This is a genomic window from Falsiroseomonas sp. E2-1-a20, from assembly GCF_051433195.1.
In the GTDB taxonomy this organism is placed as follows: Bacteria; Pseudomonadota; Alphaproteobacteria; order Acetobacterales; family Acetobacteraceae; genus Falsiroseomonas.
In genome coordinates, this window is the sequence record NZ_JBHMFT010000029.1 from 22,039 (window position 1) to 49,011 (window position 26,973).

Annotated in this window: 19 protein-coding genes, 1 tRNA gene and 3 pseudogenes; 6 read left to right on the top strand and 17 right to left on the bottom strand. The window is 69.7% G+C overall.

The annotated features are described in order from the left end of the window. Positions 1–101 precede the first annotated feature (101 nt). Both ACFHPP_RS24285 and ACFHPP_RS24290 read left to right on the top strand, forming a co-directional pair. Positions 102–2,471: a heavy metal translocating P-type ATPase gene (locus tag ACFHPP_RS24285; RefSeq protein WP_437165822.1), complete on the top strand. Its 2,370-nt coding sequence runs from the start codon at positions 102–104 to the stop codon at positions 2,469–2,471. Beyond that, a complete protein-coding gene (locus tag ACFHPP_RS24290) occupies positions 2,437–3,510 on the top strand; it encodes an amidohydrolase (protein WP_437165823.1) in 1,074 nt (357 codons plus the stop codon). Before ACFHPP_RS24285 ends, ACFHPP_RS24290 begins: the two co-directional genes overlap by 35 nt. A gap of 330 nt (positions 3,511–3,840) precedes the next feature. On the opposite strand, the gene ACFHPP_RS24295 is transcribed toward ACFHPP_RS24290, so the two are convergent. The 13 genes and pseudogenes from ACFHPP_RS24295 to ACFHPP_RS24355 all read right to left on the bottom strand — a co-directional run. After that, positions 3,841–5,478 (bottom strand): tripartite tricarboxylate transporter substrate-binding protein, encoded by a 1,638-nt coding sequence (locus ACFHPP_RS24295; RefSeq protein WP_437165824.1) that lies wholly within the window; start codon positions 5,476–5,478, stop codon positions 3,841–3,843. 112 nt (positions 5,479–5,590) lie between these two features. Next, a complete protein-coding gene (locus ACFHPP_RS24300; RefSeq protein ID WP_437165825.1) occupies positions 5,591–6,256 on the bottom strand; it encodes a response regulator in 666 nt (221 codons plus the stop codon). A 29-nt stretch (positions 6,257–6,285) separates the two neighbouring features. Further along, on the bottom strand, positions 6,286–8,943 hold the full coding sequence (locus ACFHPP_RS24305; protein WP_437165826.1) for an ATP-binding protein: 2,658 nt from the start codon (positions 8,941–8,943) through the stop codon (positions 6,286–6,288). A 20-nt stretch (positions 8,944–8,963) separates the two neighbouring features. Further along, on the bottom strand, positions 8,964–9,491 hold the full coding sequence (gene kdpC / locus ACFHPP_RS24310) for a K(+)-transporting ATPase subunit C (RefSeq protein ID WP_437165827.1): 528 nt from the start codon (positions 9,489–9,491) through the stop codon (positions 8,964–8,966). A 3-nt stretch (positions 9,492–9,494) separates the two neighbouring features. After that, a complete protein-coding gene (gene kdpB / locus ACFHPP_RS24315) occupies positions 9,495–11,513 on the bottom strand; it encodes a potassium-transporting ATPase subunit KdpB (protein ID WP_437165828.1) in 2,019 nt (672 codons plus the stop codon). A 10-nt stretch (positions 11,514–11,523) separates the two neighbouring features. Then, positions 11,524–13,209 carry a potassium-transporting ATPase subunit KdpA gene (gene kdpA / locus ACFHPP_RS24320; RefSeq protein ID WP_437165829.1) on the bottom strand — a complete coding sequence of 562 codons (1,686 nt, stop codon included), beginning with the start codon at positions 13,207–13,209 and terminating at the stop codon, positions 11,524–11,526. Next, positions 13,209–13,295 carry a K(+)-transporting ATPase subunit F gene (gene kdpF / locus ACFHPP_RS24325; RefSeq protein ID WP_437165841.1) on the bottom strand — a complete coding sequence of 29 codons (87 nt, stop codon included), beginning with the start codon at positions 13,293–13,295 and terminating at the stop codon, positions 13,209–13,211. The genes kdpA and kdpF overlap by 1 nt, the downstream gene beginning before the upstream one ends. A gap of 7 nt (positions 13,296–13,302) precedes the next feature. Further along, positions 13,303–13,521, bottom strand: coding sequence for a hypothetical protein (locus tag ACFHPP_RS24330; RefSeq protein WP_437165830.1), 219 nt, complete (start codon positions 13,519–13,521; stop codon positions 13,303–13,305). A 659-nt stretch (positions 13,522–14,180) separates the two neighbouring features. Then, positions 14,181–15,224, bottom strand: a complete 1,044-nt coding sequence (locus ACFHPP_RS24335; RefSeq protein ID WP_437165831.1) for an AraC family transcriptional regulator — start codon at positions 15,222–15,224, stop codon at positions 14,181–14,183. Between the two features lie 459 nt (positions 15,225–15,683). After that, positions 15,684–16,724, bottom strand: coding sequence for an AraC family transcriptional regulator (locus ACFHPP_RS24340; protein WP_437165832.1), 1,041 nt, complete (start codon positions 16,722–16,724; stop codon positions 15,684–15,686). 851 nt (positions 16,725–17,575) lie between these two features. Next, positions 17,576–20,329 carry a tetratricopeptide repeat protein gene (locus tag ACFHPP_RS24345; protein ID WP_437165833.1) on the bottom strand — a complete coding sequence of 918 codons (2,754 nt, stop codon included), beginning with the start codon at positions 20,327–20,329 and terminating at the stop codon, positions 17,576–17,578. 194 nt (positions 20,330–20,523) lie between these two features. Further along, entirely contained in the window at positions 20,524–21,051 is a 528-nt protein-coding gene (locus ACFHPP_RS24350) for an AAA family ATPase (RefSeq protein WP_437165834.1), read from the bottom strand. A 332-nt stretch (positions 21,052–21,383) separates the two neighbouring features. Continuing rightward, positions 21,384–21,493, bottom strand: a pseudogene (locus ACFHPP_RS24355) (DNA polymerase IV); the annotation flags it as partial. Positions 21,494–21,662: 169 nt separating this feature from the next. On the opposite strand from ACFHPP_RS24355, the gene ACFHPP_RS24360 reads away from it, so the two are divergent. The 3 genes from ACFHPP_RS24360 to ACFHPP_RS24370 are packed head-to-tail and all read left to right on the top strand — an operon-like array spanning position 21,663 to position 22,239. After that, complete coding sequence (locus ACFHPP_RS24360) at positions 21,663–21,806, top strand: SDR family NAD(P)-dependent oxidoreductase (RefSeq protein WP_437165835.1); 144 nt, start codon at positions 21,663–21,665, stop codon at positions 21,804–21,806. 7 nt (positions 21,807–21,813) lie between these two features. Further along, complete coding sequence (locus ACFHPP_RS24365; RefSeq protein ID WP_437165836.1) at positions 21,814–21,984, top strand: hypothetical protein; 171 nt, start codon at positions 21,814–21,816, stop codon at positions 21,982–21,984. Positions 21,985–22,020: 36 nt separating this feature from the next. Continuing rightward, on the top strand, positions 22,021–22,239 hold the full coding sequence (locus ACFHPP_RS24370) for a hypothetical protein (protein WP_437165837.1): 219 nt from the start codon (positions 22,021–22,023) through the stop codon (positions 22,237–22,239). Between the two features lie 420 nt (positions 22,240–22,659). Here the strand turns inward: ACFHPP_RS24370 and ACFHPP_RS24375 are convergent, their stop codons facing one another. The 4 genes and pseudogenes from ACFHPP_RS24375 to ACFHPP_RS24390 form a co-directional block, all read right to left on the bottom strand. After that, positions 22,660–23,922, bottom strand: a complete 1,263-nt coding sequence (locus tag ACFHPP_RS24375) for a tyrosine-type recombinase/integrase (protein WP_437165838.1) — start codon at positions 23,920–23,922, stop codon at positions 22,660–22,662. A 185-nt stretch (positions 23,923–24,107) separates the two neighbouring features. Further along, positions 24,108–24,839 carry a hypothetical protein gene (locus tag ACFHPP_RS24380; protein ID WP_437165839.1) on the bottom strand — a complete coding sequence of 244 codons (732 nt, stop codon included), beginning with the start codon at positions 24,837–24,839 and terminating at the stop codon, positions 24,108–24,110. A gap of 370 nt (positions 24,840–25,209) precedes the next feature. Next, positions 25,210–25,299, bottom strand: a tRNA-Ser gene (locus ACFHPP_RS24385). Positions 25,300–26,102: 803 nt separating this feature from the next. Beyond that, a pseudogene (locus tag ACFHPP_RS24390) lies at positions 26,103–26,492 on the bottom strand (IS630 family transposase); the annotation flags it as partial. Between the two features lie 166 nt (positions 26,493–26,658). On the opposite strand from ACFHPP_RS24390, the pseudogene ACFHPP_RS24395 reads away from it, so the two are divergent. Then, positions 26,659–26,866 (top strand): annotated as a pseudogene (locus ACFHPP_RS24395) (IS256 family transposase); the annotation flags it as partial. Between the last annotated feature and the right edge of the window lie 107 nt (positions 26,867–26,973).

Consider the following 26,973-nt stretch of genomic DNA (forward strand, 5'->3'; position numbering starts at 1 on the left):
GACCCGCCCTTTCCCCGCGCCCGACTGTTGCTGTCGCTGAAGGTGATGCCGGCAGCGCGGCCGCCTGTGCGACCTTTCGCGCGCTGAGGAGTTGTACGGACATGGAACATCACGGCGCCCACACAGCCCATGGCGAGCGCCGTACCCAATTTGAAGGGGCTGCGGCGGACTCGGGTACCGTGAAGGATCCGGTCTGCGGCATGACGGTGGACCCGGCAAAGACCGCGCACCACGCCGACCATGCCGGGCACGCCTACCATTTCTGCTCGGCCAGTTGCCGCACCAAGTTCGTCGCCGAACCGGGCAAGTATCTGCAGGCGCGTGCGCCCTTGCGCGCTGAGGCCGTGGCGCCGGGCACCATCTACACCTGCCCGATGCACCCGCAGATCCGGCAGCCGGGCCCGGGCAGTTGTCCGATCTGCGGGATGGCACTCGAACCGGAAACCCCCTCGGCCGAGACGGGACCCAATCCGGAACTGGTGGACTTCACCCGGCGCTTCTGGATTGGTCTTGTGCTGACCATCCCGGTCTTCCTGCTGGAGATGGGTGGTCATCTGACGGGGATGATGCACCTCGTCGGCGGGCCGCGCGTCGGCAACTGGATCCAATTTGTGCTGGCGACACCCGTCGTGGTCTGGGCTGGCTGGCCGTTCTTCCTCCGCGGCTGGCAGAGCCTGGTGAACCGCAGCCTCAACATGTTCACGTTGATCGCACTCGGCACTGGTGTCGCCTGGGTGTTCAGCGTCGTGGCCACCCTCGCCCCCGGCATCTTCCCCGCGGCCTTCCGTGCCGCGGATGGTTCAGTGGCTGTCTATTTCGAAGCGGCGGCCGTGATCGTGGTGCTGGTGCTGCTCGGCCAGCTGCTCGAATTGCGGGCGCGCGAACAGACGGGCGGCGCCATCCGGGCGCTGCTCGACCTTGCGCCGGCGCAGGCGCGTCGGTTGCGCGACGATGGTTCGGATCAGGAGGTGCCGCTGGCCGCCATCGTGGTCGGCGATCGGCTGCGCGTCCGTCCCGGTGACAAGGTGCCGCTCGATGGCGCAGTGCTGGAGGGCGCGTCCAACGTCGATGAAAGCTTGGTGACGGGTGAGGCGGTCCCGGTCACCAAGACAGTGGGCGATCAGGTCGTAGGCGGCACGCTGAACGGCCAGGGCAGTTTCGTCATGCGCGCCGATCGCGTTGGCCAGGACACGGTGTTGGCGCAGATCGTCCGCATGGTGGCGGGCGCGCAGCGCTCGCGCGCGCCGATCCAGCGTCTGGCCGACCAGGTTAGCGGCTGGTTCGTGCCCGTGGTGGTGGGCATCGCGCTTCTCGCCTTCGCAGTCTGGGCGATTTGGGGGCCGGAGCCGCGCCTCACCTTCGCGCTGATCGCCGCGGTGACGGTGCTGATCATCGCCTGCCCCTGTGCGCTGGGGCTGGCCACGCCGATGTCCATCATGGTGGGCGTGGGCCGGGGCGCGCAGGCCGGCGTGCTCATCAAGAACGCCGAGGCGCTGGAACGCATGGAGCGCATCGACACTCTGGTCGTGGACAAGACGGGCACGCTCACCCAGGGCCGGCCAGACGTGGTCGCGGTTGTCCCGGCAGCAGGTGCAACCGAGGAGGAGGTGCTGCGGCTGGCAGCGGGCTTGGAACGACCGAGCCAGCATCCCCTCGCCGAAGCCGTGGTGCGGGCGGCCGCGAAGCGCGGCCTCGCCGTGCCGGTGGTCGAGGGCTTTGACGCACCTATTGGTCGTGGCGTGACCGGCACGGTCGAGGGACGCCAGGTGGCGGTCGGCAACGCCCGGCTGATGGATGAGGCCAAGGTGGACGTCGGCGCGCTATCCGCCGAAGCCGAGCGCCTGCGTGGCGATGGCGCCACCGTCTTCTTCGTGGCGGTGGATGGTCGCGCCTTCGGGATCGTCGCCGTGGCCGATCCAGTGAAAGAGACAACGGCGGCTGCCCTCGCAGGTCTCGCGAAGGAAGGCGTGCGTGTGGTGATGCTGACTGGCGATAACCGTACGACGGCCGAGGCCGTAGCGCGGCGCCTTGGCATCACCGAGGTCGAGGCAGAAGTCCTGCCCGAGGACAAGCAGCGCATCATCGAAAAGCTGAAGGCCGAGGGGCGCCGCGTTGCGATGGCGGGTGACGGCGTGAACGACGCGCCTGCGCTGGCGGCGGCCGAGGTCGGCATCGCCATGGGCACCGGTACAGCCGTGGCGATCGAGAGCGCAGGCATCACGCTGCTCGGGGGCGACCTGATGGGGATTGTGCGGGCACGGCGGCTGTCGGAGGCCGTGATGGGCAACATCCGGCAGAACCTGTTCTTCGCCTTTGCCTACAATGCGGCCGGCGTGCCGATCGCAGCGGGGGTGCTGTACCCGATGTTCGGCATTCTTCTGTCGCCCATCATTGCGGCGGCGGCGATGGCGCTGTCGTCGGTGAGCGTGGTGGGGAATGCTCTCCGGCTGCGGACAACACGTTTGGACTGACGTCGGAAACCAGACCCACGGGTACTTGGTAATCGCCAAGACGCTGTTTGGCCTGCCGTGGATGCCGCACCGCGCGCAGCCCTCCCGCATGAGCCGGATCGAGACCGACCAGGAGACGCTGCCCGCCCTGCCGCTCTCCACCGCCGCACGCGCGGGCGCGCTGATACGCCGCTGCATCGCTCAGGGCACCGGTCATATCCGCACCCATGTGGACATCACGCCGGCCTTCAAGTTGAGCGCATTGGAAGGGGTGCTGGCGGCACGGGAGGCGCATGCGCATCTCGCCTCCGTCCAGATCGTCGCCTTTCCGCAGGCGGGCGTGATGCGTGCGCCCGGTGTCGCCGAACTGCTTGAGGATGCCGTCCGGGCCGGCGCCGACCTGATGGGCGGCATAGATCCCTCCGAGGTGGACCGCGACGCGCGCGGCCAGCTCGACACCATCTTCGGCATCGCCGAGCGGCAGGGCGTCGGCATCGACATCCACCTGCACGAGCCCGGCGAACTTGGCCTCCACGGCGTGCAGGAAGTCTGCGCCCGCACAAAGGCTCATGGCATGCAGGGGATGGTGACGATCAGCCACGGCTTCGGGCTTGGCGGCGTGGCCGAGAGCAAGCAGAAGGCCGCGGCGGAGCTGATGGCCAGCACCGGCGTGGCGCTGGCGAGCCACGGTGCCGGCGGCGCGACCCTGCCGCCGCTCTTCGCGCTCGCCGAGGCAGGCGTGCGCGTCTTCTGCGGCAATGACGATGTGCGTGACACCTGGAGCCCGTATGGAAACGGCGACATGCTGGTGCGCGCGGCGATCATCGGCTGGCGCCTGGATGTACGCCACGACCCGCTGCTGGAGCGGCTGCTGGCCATGTGCTCGTCGGTGGGTGCCGGGGTGCTGGGCATTGCCGGCCACGGCGTCGCGGAGGGGAAGGACGCGAGCTTCCTCACCATCCCGGCCGAAACCGTCGGCGAGGCCATCGGCCAGCACCCGCCGCGCCGCCTGGTGTTCTTCCGCGGCCGGTTGGTCGCGCGGGACGGCGCCATCCTTTGACCAAGCGCGCGCGGCACCGACCGCGCTGGCACCACGGCATTCCGGCAGAGCGCGGCCAAGGTCGGCGTCGCGGTGCTGGCGACGCTGGCGGCATCTACAGTCGCCGCGACCGGGTCGTTCGAGTTGTGCTTCAACGGCCCCGACGGCATCGCGGCGACAGCGCGCGGGCTGCTGGACTCCAACCGCGGCATGGCCTTCGTGGTGGATGCCCCCTCAGCCAAGGAGTGCGCGCTGGCGCATTGGCTGGTCGGCGGGGCCAATGGCGGGACGGCGCTTCTTGCGGTGCCTCGACGGCGCGGCGGCCGAACCGCCGCGCCGCAACCATTCGCCCTATTCCGCCTGCACACCCGCCGCGCGCAGGATGCGCGTGTAGCTCTCGACCCCCTCGCGGACGAGCGTCATCACCTTCGCCGGGGTGTCGAAGCCCTCGCGCGGCGTCACGCCGGCCAGCTCGTTCAGCCGCGCGGCGCTCTGCTGGATTCCCTGGCGGAAGGCGACACCGAGGGCGGCGACGATTTCCGGCGGCGTGCCCTTCGGCGTCGTGATCGGGAAGAATTCCTCATGCACCACGCCCGGAATACCGGCCTCGGTGGCCGAGGGCGTGTCTGGCAGGGCAGGGCTGCGCTGCTCCGAGAGCACCGCCAGCACCCGCACCCCGTTGCCGCGGATCTGCCCGAGCGAGGACGCCATCGTCGGCGTCCCGAACTGCGCCTCGCCTGAGACCAGCGCGGCCACGCCCGGTCCGCCGCCCCGGTAGTGCACCATCTCGGCCTGGATGTTCATCCGGTTGAGCAGCACCAGCCCCGCCAGGTGCACGCCCGACCCGATGCCGGCCGTGGCGAAGTTGTAGCGGCCCGGATTGGCCCGCAGCAGCGCCACCAGTTCCGCCGCCGTCCGCGCCTCGACGCCCGGATTGACCACCAGCGTGTGCGGCGAGAAGCCGGCCACCGCGACGCCTTCGAAATCCGTCACCGCGTTGTAGGGCATGCGGGCGACGATCGCCGGCACCGTGGCATGCGCGCTGTTGATCAGCAGCGTGTACCCATCCGCCGGGGAGCGTGCCGCGGCGTCGCTGCCGATGACGCTGCCGGCGCCGGAGCGGTTCTCGATCACCACGCTCTGGCCCAGGATCTGGCCCACCGGCTCGGAGATGATGCGGGCCACGATGTCGTTCGAACCGCCGGGCGCGAAGGGCACGATCAGCCGCACCGGCCGGCTCGGGCGCCAGGCCTGCGCCAGCGCGCCGGAGGACAGGATGGCAGGCGCGCAGAGCCCCGCGAGGCCAAGGGCAAGGGTTTGCCGGCGTGAAGGCATTGAAGTCGTCTCCCTGTTATCCAGCGTTGCCCGGCCTGGCTTGGCCAGGGCGCCATGTTTGCCGGCGCAGGATACCCAAAACCGCCCGCGATGCGACACCCCCTGCTGGCGGACCCGTACCTTTCCGACGCGGCCCGGCGTCACCCGCACGTAAAGCGGCTGCCCGCGCCCGTTCAGCTTGCAGCACAGCCCCGGCATCAGCCGCAGCCCCTCGGCCTCCGGCACCGCGCGATCGCCGGGGCGGGGTCGAGGTGGTGCAGGCAAAAGGGTTTCATGCGCTCCCGCAGCATTGCCCGGAACCGCGCCTCCGGCGCCCCGCCGCTGCCTGGTCTGCACGCGGCCCGGCGGGTTCGGGTTGATGGTTCCGCGATCCAGGTCGCACTGGAACGGGGCCAGCTGGAGCGCCGCCTCAGGCCGCGCCGCCGTTCGGATCAGCAGGGCGAGGAACACCCGCACGTGGTCCGGCATGTCCCCGGACCAGAGGCGGGCCACCTCCGCCACGGACAGCATGCACTCCCGCCCCGCGCCCTCCGGCACCTTCAGGAACGGCACCGGCCGCTCCAGCTCGCCGTTGTTCCACGCCCAACTCACGGCCGCCTTCGCCGCGCCGAGCGCCCGCTTGACCGTGCCGTTGCCGTTGCCTGCCGCCTGCATGGCGCGAGACATCCCGGCGACGACACTCGACCTGGCAGCGGCGGTGCCGTCGGCGGGAGCGGCGAAGCGGCGGGTGCCGTGACGCGGGCGGGAGCGCCGCCCTCGGAGGACGTCACCGATCCTCGCCAAACCGATACCCCACGCCTGGTTCCGTGCGGATGAGGAAGGCTGCCTCGCCCAGCTTCTGGCGCAGCTGGGCAATGTAGACGCGCAGATATTGTGTGTCTTCCAGATGGGCCGCGCCCCAGACGGTGGCCAGCAGGTGGCGCTGCGTCACGACGCGGCCATCGCCCGCCCTTGCCAACGCCGCCAGCAACTCCCACTCCCGTGGCGTCAGGCGCAGCGGCTCCTGCCCATCCAGTCGCGCGGTGCGGCGTGCAAGGTCCACCTCGAGCGGGCCGAAGCGCAGCAGCGTCTCTGCCTTCGCCCCCGCGGGCGCCACGCGCCGCAGCGCGGCCCGGATGCGGGCGAGCAGTTCCGCCAGGGCGAACGGCTTTTCCACATAGTCATCGGCGCCGGCATCCAGCGCCTGCACCTTCTCCATCTCGCGCTCCCGTGCGGAGACGATGATGACCGGCACCAGGCTGAAGGCGCGCAGCCGCACCAAGACCTCCTGCCCATCCATGTCGGGCAGGCCAAGGTCGAGCAGAACCAGCGCCGGCGACTGCGTCGCGATCAGGCGCAGCGCCTCGGTGGCCGTATCCGCGCGCAGTACCGCGAGGCCCGCCGCCTCGAGCGCCGGCTTCAGGAAGCGATGGATCTGCGGTTCGTCATCCACGACCAGGATCCGCGCGGCGTCCCTCGCGGTCATGCAGGAAAGCGCAGCGTGATTCGGGTGCCGCGGCCTGCTGGGCTGATGGGGCTTTCCGCGGCGATCCGGCCGCCCATCGCGTGCGCCAGCCCGCGGCAGATGGCGAGGCCGAGGCCCGTGCCGGCGGCCACGCGATCGGTGCGCGTCACCCGGAAGAACGGATCGAAGACGCGGTGCAGATCCTCGGCCGGGATGCCCGGCCCGTCATCCTCCACCGCGATCGCCACGTCAGGCCCCTCGCGGCGCGCCGCGACGCGCACCGGCGCTTCCGAGAACTTGAGCGCGTTGTCCAGCAGGTTGCCCAGGATCTGGTCCAACAGGGCCGGGTCCAGCCGCGGTTCCGCCAGCCGTTCCCCGGTCGTCACGATGATCTCGCGCCCCGTCGCGCGCCGCGCCCGCCCGACCGCCACCTCCAGCGCCTCCGGAATGTTCACCGCCTCCCGCCGCGGCTCCACCTGGCCGTGCTCGATGCGCACCATGTCGAGGATGTTCGAGAGGTAGCGCGAAAGGCGCGCCGTCTCCTCCTCGGCCGCCAGCAGCAGGTCGGCGCGGGTGTCCGCGGGCAGCGCCTCGCCCGAGGCGCGCAGCGTGCCGAGCGCGCCGCGGATGGAGGTCAGCGGCGTGCGGAGATCATGGCCGAGCGAGGTCAGCAGCGCGATGCGCAACTGCTCGGTCTCGGCCCGGGCGGCGCCGCGGGCCTCGCGCTCCATGAGTTGCGCGCGCTCGATGGCGACCGCCGCCTGGTCCAGCAGGGCGGTCAGGGCCTTGTCCGTTTCGCCGGCCAGCGGCTCCGCCCTGTCATCCAGCTTCACGCCCACCAGGCCCACCACGCCGCGCGCGGTGCGCATGGGGCGGAACTGCCAGGCCGCCGTGGGCAGGGTGTCCGTGTCGCGGCCGGCGGGGCGCCCCTGCGCCAGCGCCCAGCGCGCGGCGGCCATGGCCGTCTCGTCCAGCTCCGTCGTCACCGGCATGGCGGCGCGGACCACCGGCTCGGGTGGGGCACCCGGCAGCAGTGGCTCCAGCGGCATGACCACCGCGCTGGGGGCGCCGGCCACCCGCGTGGCTTCCTCGGCCACCGCCGGCAGCAGGTCCGGCAGCCCGCCCGGCCCACCCAGGCGACGGCTGAACTCCACCAGCCGGCGCAGCGCCAGCATGCGCGCCCGCGCCGTGCGCACCGAGCGTCCCAAGCGCCCCGTGGTGCCGGCCAGCAGCAGCGCCACCGCGGCGAAGGCGCCAAGGCCCACCAAATCCGCACCGTCGAGCAGTTCGAAGGTGTAGCGCGGCTCCAGGAAGAAGAAGTTCCAGCTGAGGAAGCCCAGCGCCGCCCCCGCCGCCGCGTGCCACGGCCCCAGCAGGGCCGCCAACGCCACGACCACGGCCAGGAACACCATGCCCAGCGTACGCTCGGGCAGCAGCCCCTCCGCGCCGTAGCCCAGCGTCACCACCAGGGCGATGGTGGCCGGCACGGCGCACCACCCGAGCCAGGGCGGAACTACGGCCGGGGCAGCGGGCACCGCGCGCGCCTTGCCGGCCGGCCCGGGCACGATGTGCAGCGTGAAGTCGGTGGCGCGGCGTGCGAGCGTTGCCGAAAGCGTCCGCCCCAGCCAACGCCGCCAGAACCCCGGCCGCCCCCGGCCGATGACGATGTGCGAGGCGTTGCGCGCCCGCGCCTGGGCCAGGATGGCGGCAGGCAGGTCGGTCGCCACCACCGTCTCCACCTCGGCACCCAGCTCCTCGGCGAGGCGCAGGATGGGCGCGGGGTCCGTCGCGTCCAGCGTACCGGGGCGTTCCACATGCAGCACCACCAGCGGCGCGCGCAGCGCATCGGCGACGCGGCGGCCCTGGCGCACCACCGTCTCGGCCGAGGCGTCGGCGCCGACCAGAGCCAGCACGCGATCCCCGGCGGGCCATGGCCCGGCGATGGCGTTGGCGCGCATGTAGCCGGTGACGTCGGCATCCACGCGTTCGGCGGTGCGGCGCAGCGCCATTTCGCGCAGCGCCGCCAGGTTGCCCTCGCGGAAGAAGCCGCGCATGGCGCGCGCCGCCTGGTCGGGGCGGTAGATCCTGCCCTGGCGCATACGCTCCAGCAGCTCGGCGGGCGGGATGTCGATCAGCTCCACCGCGTCGGCGCCGGCCAGCACGGCGTCGGGCACCGTCTCCGCCACGCGGATCCCGGCGATGCGCGCCACCGCGTCCGACAGGCTCTCCAGGTGCTGGACGTTCATGGTGGTCCAGACCTCGATGCCCGCGTCGCGCAGCTCCTCCACATCCTGCCAGCGTTTGGGGTGGCGGCTGCCGGGGGCGTTGCTGTGGGCGAGTTCGTCCAGCAGCAGGATGTCGGGGCGGCGGGCGAGCGCGGTGTCGAGGTCGAACTCCTCCAGCACCTGGCCGCGGTGTTCCAGGCGGGCGCGCGGCAGGATGGGCAGGTCGCCGATCTGGGCGGTGGTCTCGGCTCTCCCATGGGTCTCGATGATGCCGGCCAGTACCTCGGCGCCGCCCGCCAGGCGGCGGCGGGCCTCGGCCAGCATTTCGTGCGTCTTGCCCACGCCCGGGGCGGCGCCCAGGAACACCTTCAGGCGCCCCCGCCCCGCCCGCGTCGCCAGGGCCAGCAGCGCGTCGGGGTCCGGGCGGTCCGGGTCGCGGGGGTTGGGCATGGAGCCGTTCTAGCCGCCCGTCACGGCGCACCCAAGGCGAGGTTCAGGCGCAGCACATTCACGCGGGGTTCGCCCAGCAGGCCCAGCAGGCGGCCTTCCGTGTAGCGGTCCACCAGCGCCTGCATCTGCGCGGGCGGCAGGCCGCGTGCCTCGGCCACGCGGGCCACCTGGCGCGCGGCGTTCGCCGGGCTGATATGCGGGTCGAGGCCGGAGCCCGAGGCCGTCGCCGCATCGGCCGGCACGTCGCGCTGGCCCTCGGCCCGGGCGCGCACCGCCGCCAGCAGCGCGGCGCTGGTGGCGCCGAGGTTGCTCGGCGCGGCGCCCGTGTCGCTGCCCGAGGCGCGCGGCTGGAACCACGCGGCGCCCTCCATGCGCCGGGCGATGAGGTCGGAGCCGACCACGCGCCCCTCCCGCACGATCAGGCTGCCGTTCGCGCCCTGCGGGAACAGCGCCTGGGCCACGCCGGTGAAGCCCAGCGGCACGATCAGTCCAAGCAGCAGGGTGAAGCCGCCCAACATCACCAGGGCGGGTCGAAGCAGGTTCCACATGGTTCAGACGATCCCCAGCAGGGTGAGACACAGGTCGATGGCCTTGATGCCGAGGAAGGGCGCGATGAGCCCCCCCAGCCCATAGACCAGCAGGTTCCGCCGCAGCAGCGCCGCCGCCCCCAGCCCCGAACGCCCCACGCCGCGCAGCGCCAGCGGCACCAGCGCCACGATGATCAGCGCGTTGAAGATGACGGCCGAGAGGATGGCGGATTCAGGGCTGGCGAGGCCCATGACGTTCAGCGCCGCCAGCCCCGGATACTGGGCCACGAAGATGGCGGGCAGGATCGCAAAATATTTCGCCACGTCGTTGGCGATGGAGAAGGTGGTCAGCGCGCCGCGGGTAATCAGCAGCTGCTTGCCGATCTCCACCACCTCGATCAGCTTCGTGGGGTCGCTGTCGAGGTCCACCATGTTGCCGGCCTCGCGCGCCGCCTGGGTGCCGGTCTGCATGGCCAGCCCGACATCCGCCTGGGCGAGCGCCGGCGCGTCATTGGTGCCGTCGCCGGCCATGGCGACCAGGCGCCCCTCCGCCTGGGCGCGGCGGATATAGCTGAGCTTGTCCTCGGGCGTGGCCTCCGCGAGGAAGTCGTCCACGCCCGCTTCCGCCGCGATGGCGGCGGCGGTCAGCCGGTTGTCGCCGGTGACCATGACGGTGCGGATGCCCATGCGGCGCAACGCGTCGAAGCGCGCGCGGATGCCGGGCTTGATCACGTCCTTCAGCGCGATGGCGCCCAGCACCTGGCCGTCGCGGGCCACCACCAGCGGCGTCGCGCCGGCACGGGCGATCCGCGCCACGGCCTCCGCCAGGGCGGGCGGGGTCTCGGCCGCCATGCGGTCGGCCGCCGCCTTGCGGAAGCGGCCACGCCCGGGCAGGTCGAGGCCCGAGACGCGGGTCTGCGCGGTGAAGGGGATGATGGTGGCGCCGTCCGGCACCGCCTCCGCCGCCACGCCGTGCTTCTCGCGCGCCAGCACCAGGATGGAGCGGCCCTCCGGCGTCTCGTCGGCCAGGGATGCCAGGACGGCGGCCTCCGCCAGCTCACGCTCGGTGACGCCGGGGGCCGGGATGAAGCTGGCGGCCTGGCGGTTGCCGAGCGTGATGGTGCCGGTCTTGTCCAGCAGCAGCACGTCCACGTCGCCCGCCGCCTCCACCGCGCGGCCGGAGGTGGCGACGACGTTGAACCGCACCAGCCGATCCATGCCCGCGATGCCGATGGCGGACAGCAGCCCGCCGATGGTGGTCGGGATCAGCGTGACCAGGAGGGCCGCCAGCACCGGCACCGAGGGCGGCGTGGCGTCGAAGCTGGCCAGCCCCACGATGGTCGCCACCGCGATGAGGAAGACGATCGTCATGCCCGCCAGCAGGATGTCGAGCGCGATCTCATTGGGCGTCTTCTGGCGGGAGGCGCCTTCGACCAGCGCGATCATCCGGTCCATGAAGCTGTTGCCGGGCGCGGCGGTGACGCGCACCACCAGCCAGTCCGAGACCAGCGTGGTGCCGCCCGTGACCGCGCTGCGGTCGCCGCCGGATTCGCGGATGACGGGCGCGCTTTCGCCGGTCACGGCCGCCTCGTTCACGCTGGCGATGCCTTCCACCGCCTCGCCATCGGCGGGGATGAGGTCGCCGGCCTCGACGAGGATCAGGTCACCCTCCCGCAGTTCGGCCGCCGCGCGGTCCTGCCATTGCGTGCGGTCGCCGGCGCGGGCGAGCAGCCTGGCGCGGGCCTCGCCGCGGGCGCGGCGCAGGCTTTCGGCGCGCGCCCGGCCGCGGCCCTCGGCGATGGCCTCCGCGAAGGTCGCGAACAGCACCGTCAGCCACAGCCAGGCCGCGATGCCGGCCTGGAAGCCCCAGGCCTCGCCACGCCAGGCCGCCAGCACCGCCAGCAGCGTGACGAGGATGGAGACCACCTCCGTCACGAAGATCACCGGGTTGCGGATGAGATGCGCGGGGTTGAGCTTCAGCACCGCGTCGCGCAGGGCGCGGGCCAGGATCGGCCTCGCCGGCGCCTCGGTCATGGTGGTCATGTCAGGTGCCTCAGAAGGTCTGGCCGGCCATCAGCGCGAAGTGCTCCGCGATGGGACCGAGGAAGAGCGCGGGCAGGAATTGCAGCCCGCCCAGGATCAGGATCACGCCGCAGAGCAAGCCGACGAACAGCGGCCCATGCGTGGGGAAGCTGCCGGCGGAGTCAGGCGCGCGCGGCTTGGCCGCCAGGCTGCCCGCGATCGCCAGCACCGGCACGATGATGGCGTAGCGGCCGAGCAGCATGGCGAGGCCCAGCGTGGTGTTCATGTAGGGCGTGTCCGCCCCGAAGCCTGCAAAGGCCGAGCCGTTGTTCCCCGCCGCCGAGGAATAGGCGTAGAGGATTTCCGACAGCCCGTGCGGCCCGGCATCCTGCACGCTGGCCAGCGCCACCGGCAGCACGGCCGCCATTGCGCTGAATCCCAGCACGCAAAGCGGCACCACCAGCACCGCCAGCATGGCGAGCTTCACCTCCCGCGCCTGGATCTTCTTGCCGAGATATTCCGGCGTGCGCCCGACCATCAGCCCCGCGATGAACACCGCCAGCAGCACGAAGACCAGCATGCCATACAGCCCCGAGCCGACGCCGCCGGGCAGCACCTCGCCCAGCTGGATCAGGAACATCGGGACCACGCCGCCCAGCGGCGTGAAGCTGTCATGCATGGCGTTCACGCTGCCGTTGGAGGCGCCGGTGGTGGCGACGGCCCAAAGCGCCGACATGGCCATGCCGTGCCGCACCTCCTTGCCCTCCATGTTGCCATCGCCAGCGTTGAGGCCCGCGGCGATGTGCAGCGGGTTGCCCGCGGCCTCGGCGGCGTAGGTCAGGGCGGTGCCGGCGACGACGAAGATCATCATCACGGCGAACAGCGCCCAGCCCTGGCGCATGTCGCCCACCATCCGCCCGAAGGTGAGCGTCAGCGCGAAGGGAATGGCGAGGATGGCCCAGAGTTGCGCGAGGTTGGTGATGGCCGTCGGGTTCTCGAAAGGGTGTGCCGAGTTCACGCCGAAGAACCCGCCGCCATTGGTGCCGAGCTGCTTGATCGCCACCTGGAAGGCGGCGGGTCCGAGCCGCAGCACCTCGCCACCCTCCAGCATGGCGCCCGCCGAGAGCGTCTGCGGCACGCCCTGCGCCACCAGCAGCAGCCCCAGCAGCAAGGCCAGCGGCAACAGCAGGTACAGCGTGATGCGGACCAGGTCCGCCCAGAAATTCCCCAGCGCCTGCACGCCGCCCGCCGCCAGCGCGCGCGTCAGCGCAAGCGCCAGCGCAATGCCGGTGGCGGCCGAGAGGAAATTCTGGACCGCCAGCCCGGCCATCTGGCTGAGGTGCGACATGGCCGTCTCACCGCCATAGGCCTGCCAGTTGGTATTGGTGACGAAGCTGATGGCGGTGTTGAAGGCGAGCCAGGGCGAGAGGCCCGGCAGGCCCGCCGGGTTCAGCGGCAGCCAGCCCTGGACGCGCAGCAGCGCATACAGCAGCAGGAAGCCCGCCGCGTTCAGCGCCAGCATCGCCAGCACATAGCGCTGCCAGCCCATGCCCTGCGCCGGGTCCACGCCGGCGACGCGGTACAGCACGGCTTCGAGAGGCCGCAGGAAGCGCACGCGCCCCTCGGCCACGGCCGCGACGGTGCGGCCCAGCGGCACGGAGGTGACGAGGACGAGGGAAAGGAGGAAAGCGATCTGCGCCCAGCCGATGAGGGTCATCACAGATCCTCCGGCCGCAGCAGCGCCCAGACGAGGTAGCCGAGCAGGCCCGCCGCGACGGCGCCGCCCAGGACAAGGTCCAGCATGGCGGCGTCAGACCCTGGCGCAGGCGCGGGCGTAGAGGCCCATCAGCGCGAAGCCGCCGAGGCCGAGGGCGGGGAGAAGGACATCAATCATGGTGGCTCCCTCCCGGGCGAAGGGCGCCCGGGTCAGGGTGATCATCCGCCCGGTGGGCGCAAAGGCGCCATTCGGATTGCCGGCTCGGGCCATAAGGGCGGCGTAAAGGCGAAGGCCGGCATTGGGCGCGGTCACGCCGCCCGCGTTCCTTCGGCACGCCTGCCGCGCGCCCCATCGCATTCCCGAACCCGGCGAAAAGCTGTGCAGGTCCGCCGCCGACGATCACCCGCCGCACACCTGCGCGCACGAGGCAGGGCACGAGCCTGCGTCAGCGTTCGGCGAAGGCCCGCAGCAGGCCGCTGTTCGACGACCTGCGCGACTGGATGCTGACGCAGCAGCGCTGGTTGTCCGGCAAGTCGACGCTCGGCACTGCAATACGTGCTGAACCGATGGAAGGCGTGGCCAGCGATACCGAGTACGGCAGCTCTCGATCGACAACGATCTCGCCGAGCGGCGGCTGCGCGGCATGGAGGAGAAGCCAGACAGGGCGGTGGTAACCGCATTGGCCAGCGGCTCAGTGGTGATGCGCCGGGCGATGACGCGGGCGTTGTCGCAAGTGCAATTCTGCGCCCAGCGGATGTGCCGTGCCGGTAATGGCGAGCAACTCCGGCGCACGTCAACGACTTCCCCGCGGCCTACAACTTCGGCTGCAGGCTCAGGTGCCTCCGCGGCCTCGAACCTGAAGAGTTCATCTGCAAGGCCTGGGCGATCGAGCTGCAGCGCTCATGAACCGTACCACCACATGCCGGAACCCGTGACCGCGCCGAGGCGAGCGCGCAAAGAGCGCGAGTTCCCTATTGGCTTGATGCCGTTCGGTCGACCTCAGCCGGCGTCTTGCCAAATTGGCGGCGGAATGCCGCCACAAAGCGGCCGGGATTGGTGAAGCCGTATCGCTTTGCGACCAGCCCGACAGGCACGGCGCCCCTGTTGCGGCGCAGCTCCGCGTGGGCCGCCTCCAACCGGAACCCGTGCAACACGGCAAGCGGCGTCAGCCCGCGGAAGGTCCTGAATACGGCGTTCAGCGTTCGCACGCTGCATCCCGCCGCCGCTGCGACCTCGGCGATGCGAACCGGGTGGGCGGCGCGCTCGCGCATGAAGTCCTCCGCGCGCCGGACATAGGCGGATACCGCCGCTCCCTGTCCGACGTCCAACTGATCCGTGTAGTTGTGCGGCACGGCACGCAGGATCAGCGCCAGCAGGTGGTCGGTGGTTGCGGCAAGCGCCACCGGGTTCCCGGCCACGCCGTCCAGCCGCCCAAACTCGTGGACGACGAAGTCGAGCTGGGCCTTGAGGCTGACCGCCAGGCCGCCATCCCATCCCACCGAAGCGCGGAACTCGATGGGCTGGCGCAGGCGGCTGTCCAGCATCTGCTCCAGCGCCTCCTCGATTTGGATCGCCTTGACGAAGACATTGGTTCGGACGCTCTCGTCGCTGGTCACCAGACGCGTGTCGGGGCCGAGCCGATAGACGAGCCCGCCGGATGCCGTCACCGTGGTGCGATCACCGCGCCGGATCAGCGTCAGCGTGCCCTTCGACGGCATCCGGAAGCCGAAGAACTCATCGTCCTCACCCTCGACGGAGACGGCTGTCTCAAAGCAACTCTCACCGTAGCTGGCCATGATGGCCCCGGCGGAGCGGATGGCGACGCCGAAGATGGGCTCGCCGAAATGCATTCGCAGCAGAGCGCGGTCCCGGAGCTCGTAGCGGAGGTGCCGGCTCGAGCCCGGAAGGCGACTGCTCACCCTGGACCGGTGATCGAGCTCGGCCGGATCGCTGACATGGGTGGTGTGGAACATCGTCCGCCGGGCAGCATGTGGGTGAAGCGCGGGAAGCAGCATGGCAGCGATCCAAAACGGATGAACACTGATTGTGCGCGAATGGTAGCCCTTCGCAAACCTAAAAGTACGGACCTGCTCCTTGGACCGCCCCGCTGGACCGTTTTGAACACTTCGGCAGACACGCCCAGAGCCACGGGAAATCGTCAACCGATTTGCACACACCACTATGCTTTACCAACTTAAAGTACCATTATGGGCCAACCCTGATCCTCTTTGATACGAGACGCGCAGCCCGTTCATGGCAGGTGCGGCTGCTGGCGGATATCTGTGCCTTCCAATCCGGCGCCGGACCCTCTCGATTGACCGCGGAATCCGCGCGGTCCCTGGCTTCGTGCCGAAAGTGCCATTCGCGCAGGTGCCCGCACGCCACCTGCAGGATGGCCGCGTCCTCTCAAACTCCGCAGCATCCTGCATTTCCCGGCTTCCACGCGCCCTGGCGGTCCACCGGGACGCAGCAGGTCATGGCCTGGAAGCGCGCCGCACTGCGTCCAGCGGCGTTTCGCCGAAACGGCGACGAAATGCGCTGGCAAACCGGGACGCGTTGGTGAAACCGTATCGGCGCGCGACGGTCCCGACCGGGATATCGGCCGTGCCGCGACACAGTTCGGCATGCACCTGCTCCAGCCGAATGGCGTGCAGCGCCGCCAGCGGCGTGCGGCCACGGAACCGCTTGAACACGGCACCCAGGGTCCGAACGCTGCATCCTGCCGCGACCGCGATGTCGGGAATACGCAGCGGGTCGGCGCCGTGCACGCGCATGAATTCCTCGGCGCGCTGGACATAGGCGGGCGCAGCGCCATCGGCGCCAAGATGCAAATGATCGGAATGGCTGTGCGGGGCGCCGCGCAGGATCAGCGCGACAAGCAGGTCGGTCGTCGAGGCCAGGGCGACGACGTTGTCGGCGATGCCGTCGGGCCGCTCGAATTCCCGCATCATCAGATCGAGCTGGAACTTCAGGCTTCCCGCGAGCCCATCGCTCCAGGCCAGGCTGGGCCGGAACTCGAGCGGCTTGCGGAGGCGGGCGTCGAGCATGTGTTCCAGCGCATGCTCGACCTCGGCGACCTTGATGAAGACATTGGTGCGCAGGCTGTCGTCGCTGGTCACCAGGCGCGTGTCCTGGCCGGGACGGAAGACGAGGCCGCGCGATGCGGTGCCGGTTGCCGCCTGCCCCTGCCCGATCAGCGTCACGTCGCCGTGCAGCAGCGTGGCGAAGCAGAAAAGGTCGCCATCGCCCTCGATCGACACTTCCGTCGCGAAGCGGCTTTCACCGTGGCTCGCGACGATGGCACCCGCGCTGCGTGTCGCGAGGCTGAAGATCGGCTCGTCAAAGCGCATGCGCCAGAGCGAGCGGTCACGGAGCTGATATCGGTAGGCACGGCCTGATCCCGCAAGACGATCGCTGACGCGCGAACGGCCATCGAGCTCCGCCGGGTCGTTCGTGCGAACGACGCTGAACGTCGTGAGCCTGTCGAAGTGGGTCGGCAGTGCAGGCAAGGGCATGGCTGCCTCCCTCCTAATGCGCAACCATGCACGCGCGCCAGCCCTGGCTGACGACCATCCTGGACAGTTCCGGCATCGGCAGGACAATTCCGGCGGGAAAGCCGATGCCGTCGCTGAGTCGGGTCTCATCCGCGTCTCCGGGGCATGCGATCAGGGCTGGTCTCCGGAGCACGCCGGCCATGAGCCGACCCGACCTGAACCCCTACTTCCTGCGTACCCGGCGCCGGAATGCAGTGCCCCAGATGGTCCGCCGGGTCCGCCGGGTCCGCCGGCCGGATCGCCGCTGAGAACCGACCCGGCTTGGGGTGAAGTTGCCACAGAGACCTGGTCCATGTCCGGACGCTGGCGCTGGATGCAAGACGTTGGGCGCACGTCCAGGCGGCCTGCGGAAATCTGCCGCCACCGGCCTGATCCATGCCGCCGCCACGCCGCTGCCGCTCTCGCCCGAGCCTCCGATGCTCTCCAGTTTGAATGACATCATCCCCGCGTCGGGGACTCCCCGTCGCGAGTCACGGCCATCGGGAGTCGGAACAACAGGGGGCCCGGTTCCGGATATCGTTTGACATTGGCCAGCCCGCGCCATCGTCCCGATGCCTTCGGGGACGAAAAGCCGGGACTTTTGCTCGGCGCGGCCTGACGGCGCCGCGCAGTTCCTCCACACCGATGGCGGAGCCCGCGACGTTGCAGAGCGCCGCACCGCAACCCACTCCGCCAAGGAGATCCTGACCGGCCTTCACGCCCGGCCAGGCAGCACCAGCGCCCGCTGCTGCACGAGTCCGAGTAGCGCAGTCGCCTCGACGCGCCGGGCACAGGCACCGGCAGGTATCGTGACGGAACGCGGAAGCGTGCGCTTACGCCGCGGACAGCATGCGCTCGCGCGCCTCGGTGGTCAGCTCCATGGCCTTTTCCGCGGCCGCCTGGGCCCCGGTCCGGTCGCCGCGGCCGGCGAGCAGGTTGGACAGGTCCAACCAGGGCTGCGGGTCCTCGGGCGCGGCCGCCATGGCCTGCGTCAGGTAGTCGCGCGCGATGTCGAAATTGCCGCGGCGGATTTCGATTTCAGCGGCCCGGCGCAGGAACACCGGCGACGGCTCCGGCCGCAGGGCCATCGCCTCCTGGACCTTGGCCAGCGCCTCGTCGTTGGCGCCCTGGACCATCAGCTGGCTTGCGGCCTCCATCCGGCACCACGGGTCGGTCGGGTCGGCGACCACCGCCCTGTTCAGCCAGTCCGCCGCGGCGGCGAGGTCGTTGCGGCGGAACGCAATCTCGGATCGCCGGCGCAGGAAATGCACGGGGTTGATAAGCGGGCCCGCCAGGGCTGTGGCCACGGCCTCCTCGGCGCCAACCAGGTCGCCCACGGCCATGCGTTGGGACGAGAGCTCCAGCAAGACCCAAGGGTCCTTGGGATCGATCGCCAGCGCCTGTTTGAGGATCTCCAGCCCGGCCGTGTAGTTGCGCCGGCGGGCCTCGATCTCGGCACGGCGGCGGTAGAAGTGCACCGACGGCACCCGGGCTAGCCGGATTGCTTCCTGCGCAGCCTGGTCCGCCCCATCCAGGTCGCCAGCCGCGAGCAGCACATTCGACACCTGGTACTGGCACCAAGCGTCGCCGGGGTCGGCCTCGATGGCGCGCCGGGCGGCGGCCATGGCCGCGACACGGTTGCCGCGCTGCAACTCGATGTCGCTACGCAGGCGATAGAAGTGGTGCGGGCTGCTCGGGGCAGCTTCCAGCGCCTGGTCGATCTGCTCCAGTGCCGCCTGATGCTTGCCCTCGGCGCTGTGAATGTTCGCAAGGTCCAGCCGGGACCAGGGGTCGGACGGGTCGAGCGCCAGCGCCTGATGCAGCCGGCTGCGCGCCGCGGCCACGTTTCCCTGGCGGCGATCGACCTCAGCCCGGCGACGGAGCAGTGCGCCCGAGGGCACGGGGCTGCGGGCCATTGCCGTATCGACGGCGGCCGCGGCCTTATCCGGGTTGTTCTGCTGGATATGCAGGGCGGCCAGATCGTAATGCGCCCAGGGGCTGAGCGGATCCGTTTCCGCGGCCACGTTCAGGAGCGCTTCGGCCGCCTGCAGGTTGCCGCGCCGGATCTCGACCTCGGCGCGGCGCCGCAGGAACGGCGCGGGGTTATCGCTGGCACAGGCCATGGCCTCGTCGGCAGCGCGCGCCGCGCCGTCCAGGTCGTTCTCCGCCAGCAGCAGGCCGGCATACTCGTACCGGCACCACGGATCCTGGCTGTCCACCGCCAGCCCCTTCTCGAGCCAGGCCCGGGCGGCGGCGTAGTTGCGTTGCCGCATCATGATGGCGCCGATCTGGCGATAATACGGGCCGAGGCGGGGCAGATTTGCGGCCATGGCGCGCTGCAGATGAGCCTCCGCGTCCGCCAGCTCCCCGGCGGCACGTTGCGCCATCGGGTCCACCCAGTAGGCGCTGCCGCCGCCCTCGGTCTCGGTCTCCAGGCCCAGCAGCGAGCCCATGCGGCGACGTGCCGGGCCGAGCAGCGGATCGATGTCGTCCACCACGAGGCTCAGGGTCTCGGGCGACTGCACGCCCCTGACCTCATCGGGCCCCCAGCCGGCCTTGCCCTTGGCCAGGCTATGGACGAGGGTCCGGGTAAGCCGCTGCACGATGGCCCATTCCGCGGTCTGCTTGGCGAGACGCTCGACCTGCGCGCGTTCCGCGAAGGGCGCGAACTCCTCCTGAAGCTGGGTCGACATGCGGGCGAAGGCGACGTAGCGCGCATTCACGAAGATCTGGCGTGCCTCGCGATAATACCGCGCGGCTCGCCCTCCCAGGCCCTTGTCGATGATGTCGGCCTCGTCCTCGATCATGATGATCTCGGGCGGGTTGGGCAGCGGCGGCTTACGCGGCAGGGGCGCGGCGGCGTTGGCCTGTGGCGTCTGCGCATCCGCGGCTTCGGCCGGGGGCTGCGGCAGCGGCCTGGCGCGACCGGCATCCTCCACGCCCAGGGCCTGCAGCAACTCCTGCAGCTCGCGCTTGATTTCCTCCAGGTACTCGCCCTCGTCGGGGAGCAAGGAGTCGATGATCAGCTTCAGCCAGGCCGGGATGTTTCGCCGCACGAGGTCACCGAAATCGGCCAGCTCGATCTGATGCTGGTCACCGTCGACGAACCGCAGGAACTGGCGATACTGGTCGGGCCGGGCGCCGAAGCTGTGCGGCAGTTCCACCATCACGGTGCAGAAGCGGGCGGCGAAGGTGAAGCCATAGGTCGGCGCCTGTAGCGCCCAGCGCCGCCCTTCCAGCAGCGAGTAGACCTCGCCATTGTAGACGACGAGGCCCATGCCGACGCTGTCCACCGGGCCGCGCGGCCTGGCCGAGGCCTCGGCTCGGTAGGCATAGTGGATGACGATGCCGCCTTCCGTCGTGACCGCCTCCGTGCGGTCGAAGGTGTCGGGGCCGAAGGCCGAGGTGAAGGGACGCGTCTCCGCCAGGCCGCTCGCGGCAGGCTCGATGATCAGGCTGATCCCGTCCGGGATTCGGACGAAGCGGCGGCCGAGCGTCTGCACCACCCAGTCCCGTGCCACCACCGGGTCGCCGGAATAGGGGTCCACGGCGGTGTCCTGGTGGGCTGCATTGCCGAGCAGCAGCACCTCGGTCCAGTCCTCGGCCAGCGAGTGGCGACCCTCGGCGGCGCAACTGTCGGTCACGTCCAGGACCTCGGCTGGATTGCCATCCGCGTCGGGCAGCATCAGGCGGCCGTACACTCCGCCGCGCTCGCCGAGCACGATCTGCGAGACGCGGCCGAGGCGGCAGGACCGATAGCGCAGGCCAAGCCGGTTCGATGTCAGCGACGCGGCCTTGGCGCCCATGCCGAAATTGCCGTCGAGCGCCACGGGCTTGAACAGGGAGGAGGACAGGTCTGAAATCTGCAGCAATTCGGAAGAAGAAAGCCCTCGTCCGGCGTTCCTTCGAGGTCGGCCAGCGTGGGGCGGCGGTCCGCGCGCCGCGCGCGACGGCGCATGCCGCGCACGGCTTGCTCGACATGCGCGCCGCTCAGCCCAACACAGGCCCGCGCGAGCCACGACACGTCCACCTCCTTCAGGTCGTCGCCCAGGTGGTGGCGCAGGATGCCGATCAGCGCCTCCGTGTTGGGCAGTCCGATTGCGACGATACGGTCGAGCCTGCCGGGACGGAGCAGAGCCGGGTCGATGGCGTCCGGCCGGTTAGCCGCGGCGACCACAACGACGCCTTCGCGCGATTGGGCGCCATCGAGGAGCTCCAGCATCGCGTTCAGAACCTGCACGCTGTAGTCGCGATTCTGATCTCCGTACGCTGCACGGTCGCCGAAGGCGTCCACCTCATCAATGAACAATTATCGGGATCAGCCATTTGCGAAGCATCAGATCGGACCCGGCGGGCCAACGCCGAGCGTTCCGGCTAGTACCAGTGTCTGCTCGCCAGCAAGTATCAACACTGCCCTCAACCTGACCCCGCCTCGCGCGTCTCAGAGTATCCTATCGGGGACACCTGGGCTTACGTGGTTTAATCGCCACAACAGCCAGTTTGTAACGTAGCGGTTGCTTTGTCGATCAGTCATTCGCGCGATGAGCCGCGCTTGAAACCGGCTTGTTGAGGGACTTCGCTTTTCGAGCGGGCAAGGCTGCGGACGCCCACCGTCAGCTCAGCGTGCCTGCGCGCCTCCTAGCTGGCGGCCGCCACGACGCCCCGCTCGCGCGAGCCACCGACGGCCCCCGGTCGCCCCCGCAGCGAGGGGTCGTCGCGCTCTGCTCAACCGACGCCTAGAAGGCGTCCATGTCGATGTGGATAACCTTGCAGGGACGGCTGTCCAAGGCGGTGTGCCGGGCGGGAGGATATAGCTCACCTTAGCACGAGCCACCCCGGGTTCCCGATGCAGGGGAGCCTGACCTAGCCTGCTCGCTTGCCAGTAGCGGCCTGGCTGGCTCGGGGATGGGGAGGTGGGCCGTGATTGTCCTCATTACCGGTGCGACGGCTGGCTTCGGGGCCGCCATCGCGAGGCGCTTCGCGCAGGATAGACACCGCATCGTCGCCCTCGGGCGGCGGGCCGACGCGGCGACGTTGCCAGACGGGCGCGGCGATGCCGCCTGACTTTCGGTTGGCCTACACTGGCGTCACGACGACGACGGGGCAGCGGGTGGACGTCAGCGTCCAGCCCGAGGGCCACCACCACAAGGGAAGCGTTTTGCGCTGGCACGGTGGCGTCTACGACGTCGAGCTTCCCGACGCCGAGGCGCTGAAGCTGCTGCAGGTGCTGCTGGCCCACTAGGCCGTGCCGGAGACGACGCGGCCGCCGCCAGGCCGCGTGACGCGCATAACCGTCGAAGTCGCCTTGCAGGACGCGGCAGCCGAGGCTCCGCGCCGGACCGCCGAGACGTGCCGGTTGTTCGGCTTGGCACTGGCGCGCCTCTGCGCGGGCGAGGCCGAGGGGCTGGTGGCGGACGAGACAGGCGAGCGGCGGGTGGCCTGGCGCTTAACGGCTCCGACGTGGATGCGGGCCGCGAACCGCGCCGGAGAGACCTGACGGCGGGCGTCACCCGCCGATCCCCAAAAGCCGGTCCGCCCTGATTGCCTCGAAGCCCCGCGCGGCCTCTTCGAACCCGATTGTCGGGAAGGCGAGTGGGCGGACCGGCAGCAGCGTCATCGGCGCTCCAGCCGCCCAGTAGTCGCTCTCGGCGACCGCGAGCCATCCGGCCTCGGACCGGACGGCGAGGGTCGCCTCGGCACCGCGGATCTCCGTCTCGTCCGGATCGCGGGCACAGAGCTTGCGCGTCGGACGACGGGTCTTTCCATCCCGGCTCCGGCCTGATCAGTAAGGACTCGCCCGAGCCGTCCTCGAACACCCACCCGATCTCGATGGGGAAGCTGTCGTGGTGGAGGGACGACGCCTCGAGGTCGAGGAAGGCCATAGGCGGACTCGCCAGGACTTCGCCTCCGCCGCCGGTCACCGTTTTGGCCCGTCGAGGAGCTCGAAGGCCGAGGGGAATCCTTCGAGCAGGAGATCCGCGTACTCCTGGTGGAGCCTGCGGCGGTCTTCGAGGTATCTCGCCCGGTTGTACGCCGCCTCCACCTCGTCCTTCGGGACGTGCGCGAGGGCGAAGTCGATGATGTGGCGCATGGACGACTGCCGCTCGTTCATGATGGTGGAGAAGGAGGCGCGGAAGCCGTGCGCCGTGTGCTTCCCGCGGTAGCCCACACGATACAGGTGGAAGATCACCGTGTTGTTCGAGATCGGCCCCTTCTGCGGGCGGATGTCGTTGGGGAATACCCAGGGGAACTGGCCGTTAATGCGCCGGGCGGCCTCGATGACCTCGACCGCCTGTCGACAAAGGGGCACCGTGAAGGGCAGCTTGTGTCCGGTTTCGCCCTTCATCTGCTCGGCCGGGATTTCCCAGACGGGTAACGGGCCGTCGAGACCGACGAACTGCTCCCAGCGCGCGCCCGACATCGTCGCGACGCGGACGGCCGTCAGCGCGAGGAAGCGCGTCGCCAGCTTGGTTGTCGGGTGGCACGGGTACTCTTCGGCCTTTCGCAGCATCTCGCGAAGCGGCTCGAGTTCCGTGATGGCGGGCTGCGGCCTCTTCGGCGGGACTGGCTGCATTACCTCGAGCAGGTGCCGACCGGCCGGATCATGCTCCCTCGGAACGAGACCCAGGGCAGCAGAATACCGGAACACCGCAGACATTCGTTGGCGAGTGCGATGAGCGGTCTCGAAGTTCGTGCGCTTCTCGATCGGCTCCAGCACTAGCTTCATTACCATAACGCTGTTGATTTCGGCCAATGGCAGCCTGCCGATGGCGGGAAAGACATCCGTTCGGAAGCTGGAGGCGACGTCCGCCGAGTGCTTGGGGGTCCAGCCCGAGCTGTTCTTCTTCAGCCACGCCTGGGTGACCTCCTGGAAGATCGTGGACTGGTCCGTGGTCGTCTGGATGCGGTTCAGGCGCCGCACCAGCGTCGGGTCACGTCCTTCCTTCAAGAGCTTCTTGGCTTCGTCACGCTCCTGCCGGGCCTTGGCCAGGGTGATCTCGTTCTCTCCGGTGCCGTAATTACCTATTGAGTACGTGCGGGCCTTCCCATCATACATGTACTTCATCCGGAATAGCTTTGAGCCGTTCGGATTCACTAGCAAATACAAGCCGGTCTCGGCGTAAATCTTATACGGTTTATCCTTCGGCTCGGCGCTCCTGCATTCCACGTTCGTCAGCATGATCTTCTCTCCTGCAAGCGGCAGAACAAGCAGATACATGAGCTATGGCTGACGTCGCCACGGCTATAATTCAGACTTGTTTCGAACTCTGCCGGAGTAAACCGGACGTTTCTGGACGCATCCGCAGCCGAACCTGCGGCACAATCTCTCGCATCCGTGAACGGAGATGCCCCCTTCGCCGGTCACTACCAGACGATGACCGGCCAATCGCCGGTCGCGGGGTTGTATCCGGCGACCAGGGCGACACGGCCGATGTTCGTCGGCCGGTAGGCCACGTTCGCCGCTGCCCGGACCATCGCTTCTGCGGTGATCGCCGCCTCGTCGGTGAAGATCGCGAGCAGTATCTCGGCATACCCAGTTTGGTCGGCGACGCGGAGCTTGCTGTCCTTCGTCCGGATGATCCGCTCCAACTCGCGCGCCAGCCGCTCGTCGTTCCAGTCGGCGAAGACATCATGGCCGACGTGATCGGGTGTGGGATGCCGCGCCCTGAGGGTTTCCTCGAACGCATCGGCGGGATCGCGACCCTCTTGGCACGCCGTGGCAGCGGCCTCTCGCGCTGTGAGGAACGCGCGGTGCTCGGCCAGGAACGCTTCTTGCGGGTCGAGGCCGAGCGCCCTCTCGGCCTCCCGGCGATGGGCGTGCTTGGCCCGCATCGCGCCATCGACCAGTTCGGTCACCTCGATGCCGACCTGGACGCCGCCGGGGAGAATCGCCGCCACGTCCGGCGGGGTTCCCTTGCCGCCGGGTTCGGAGACCAGTGCGTACCCGGAGTTGCCGAGGTGATTAAGGATTAGGCAGGCGACCTCCTGCTCCTCGTTTTCCTTGTCGTCCCCCAGGACGCCCTTCAGGCCGGGCGCGTAGACGACCTGCCTTTCCACCTGCCTTCGGAGTGCTTCCGTGAAGTCGTCTTCTGCCATGTCCGCATAACGGCGCTGGCGGGAGCGATCAGGAATCCTTGCTCGGGTACCGGGGCGAGCGCCTTGCGCTGACGGGTCCGGACGGGCTGTCTGAGATCGTTGGCCCGGCAGGCGGGGTACGGACGGGCTTGCGGGCCGCGCACGGCAAGGCCGTTCGGGGAGTTGGTAGGGTACCGCGTCGGGCGGCAGGTCGCGGCGGTGGGGCATCGCGCTGATCGGCCGAATTATGCCCCACCGGATGCCCCGTGCCTTTAGTGGCTGGAACCGTGCTCGGCCGAACCGGAAGCCGGGTTCGGAACGGACCAGAAATCGGCAAGCCGTTGAATATGAAAGATTTAGCGGACAGAACGGGAGCGTGCCGGACGGGCACTGGCGGAGAGGGTGGGATTCGAACCCACGGTAGGCTTGCACCTACTTCGGTTTTCGAGACCGACGCGATCGACCACTCTGCCACCTCTCCGCAGGTGGTGGCGCCCTATAGGCATTGGCCGCGCATAGCGCAACATCCGCTCAGGAACCTGCAGCGGCCAGCGACCGGCCCGCGCCCTTGCGATGCCTGGCCAGTCCCCAGATCTCAAGCGCAAGCCGACCCCCTCAAGGATCCAGGACCGCGTCGCAACGGCAGAGGCACCCTACCGGGCTGCGGAAATTCCCGGCTACGGGCCTGATTTCCCTTGCGGTCGCAGCCAGAGCATAGCTCGGGGCGGGCCGTGGCGCCCAGTTTCCGGCACCAAACCCCCGGAAACCACGGTGCCTGGCCCCTGGCGGCGATCATGCAGGCGCCGCCAGCAGCTTCGGCAGGCGGATCAGGATTTAGCCGCAACACTCGTCGTAAAGCTCCAGCCGCCGTCCAGACCAGCCTGATCAGAAGGCCTGCAGCAGCAGCGCCTGGCAGCTTTCCTGACGTGATCGAATCTCGCCCGCCGATGACGTCGCGCTTTTCGAAATCACCCGAGAGCCGCGCCATCGCCGCGTTCACCAGTGCATGGATCGCCCGTGGAGGGGACCGGCACCGGCGCTTCCGGGCTCAGATAGCTGTCAATCGACCCCGCCTGCCCATCCGACCTACGCATCATTCAACCCGCCGCTGCCAACCACCACCGCGAAGTGGGTCACAGCCATTCCGATCAGCCTAATTTCCGCAGCCTGCCAGTGTCCTGCTTCTGTAGTTCCTCCGATCTGGAGGGTGTGCTGGCAGAAGCGATGGATAGCGGCGAGACGTGCCAACGCGGGCGCTTGCCCCGCCAATCGTGGGCCGGCCTGGTGAACGTCCAGGTCGGCCGGGATATTGGCCTCGACTTGATCTAGGAACTTGCGGAACTCGCTGGAGCGGTGCCTCGGATAGCAACGGCCGATCACAGCGCCGGTGGCCATGTCCACCGCGGTGAACGGCGATGTAGTGCCGTGGCGGGTGCCATCGTGGGTGCGGCGCTCGACCTGGACCAGGCGCATCGGCAACATTGGCCGGGTGCGGTCCAGCGCCTGGATCTGCGACTTTTCATCCACGCGGAGCACCAGGGCCCGCTCGGGCCGGGTCATGGAGAGGCCGACGATGTCGCGCACTTTCTCGACGAACAGCGGGTGGCTTTTTAGCTTGAAGGCCTCGCTGCGGTGCGGCTGCAGCCCAAAGGGCCGCCAGGTGCGATGGATGGTGGACGGCGGATACCCCATATCGCCTTGGCCATGGCGGGCTGCCCCCGGATGCAGTGCGCCGGTGCCATGCGGACGTGGCCGGGCGGCTGCGCTACCTCGACGGCTCCGCCGCCCGGCCGCTCCAACCAGCACAGGATTTCGTCTACAATCCCCACGGGCTCTCACAATGAACGCGGGACCAGCGGGGGGCAGGTCAGTCCCGGACCGGTTGCTGTTCGGCGCCAGTGCCAGCACTGCCTTTGGCCGGGGCGGCCTGCTGGACCAGTTGAAGAAGGCGCTGGCGGAGCGGGCGCTGAACCCCGGAGATGGACCACCGCGTGGCAGGCGAGGACATCACCAGGAACAGCCGCAACGGCTACGGGCGCAAGATCGTGGGACCCGACAGTTGATTGGCCACCTGGCCTCAATGCTGCCGGCGGGCGGGAACGCAAAAAGCTCCTCGGCCTTACGGCGGAGGAGCTTTTGGCGAGTTCGGTGAAAG

What these genes read in the sequence shown, in the direction of transcription:
- ACFHPP_RS24285 (WP_437165822.1), top strand. Translation starts at nt 102, where the DNA reads ATGGAACATCACGGCGCCCACACAGCCCATGGCGAGCGCCGTACCCAA.
- ACFHPP_RS24290 (WP_437165823.1), top strand. Translation starts at nt 2,437, where the DNA reads ATGCTCTCCGGCTGCGGACAACACGTTTGGACTGACGTCGGAAACCAG.
- ACFHPP_RS24295 (WP_437165824.1), bottom strand. Translation starts at nt 5,478, where the DNA reads ATGCAGGCGGCAGGCAACGGCAACGGCACGGTCAAGCGGGCGCTCGGC.
- ACFHPP_RS24305 (WP_437165826.1), bottom strand. Translation starts at nt 8,943, where the DNA reads ATGCCCAACCCCCGCGACCCGGACCGCCCGGACCCCGACGCGCTGCTG.
- kdpC (WP_437165827.1), bottom strand. Translation starts at nt 9,491, where the DNA reads ATGTGGAACCTGCTTCGACCCGCCCTGGTGATGTTGGGCGGCTTCACC.
- kdpB (WP_437165828.1), bottom strand. Translation starts at nt 11,513, where the DNA reads ATGACCACCATGACCGAGGCGCCGGCGAGGCCGATCCTGGCCCGCGCC.
- kdpA (WP_437165829.1), bottom strand. Translation starts at nt 13,209, where the DNA reads ATGACCCTCATCGGCTGGGCGCAGATCGCTTTCCTCCTTTCCCTCGTC.
- kdpF (WP_437165841.1), bottom strand. Translation starts at nt 13,295, where the DNA reads ATGCTGGACCTTGTCCTGGGCGGCGCCGTCGCGGCGGGCCTGCTCGGC.
- ACFHPP_RS24335 (WP_437165831.1), bottom strand. Translation starts at nt 15,224, where the DNA reads ATGCTGCTTCCCGCGCTTCACCCACATGCTGCCCGGCGGACGATGTTC.
- ACFHPP_RS24340 (WP_437165832.1), bottom strand. Translation starts at nt 16,724, where the DNA reads ATGCCCTTGCCTGCACTGCCGACCCACTTCGACAGGCTCACGACGTTC.
- ACFHPP_RS24375 (WP_437165838.1), bottom strand. Translation starts at nt 23,922, where the DNA reads ATGCTGACGAACGTGGAATGCAGGAGCGCCGAGCCGAAGGATAAACCG.
- ACFHPP_RS24380 (WP_437165839.1), bottom strand. Translation starts at nt 24,839, where the DNA reads ATGGCAGAAGACGACTTCACGGAAGCACTCCGAAGGCAGGTGGAAAGG.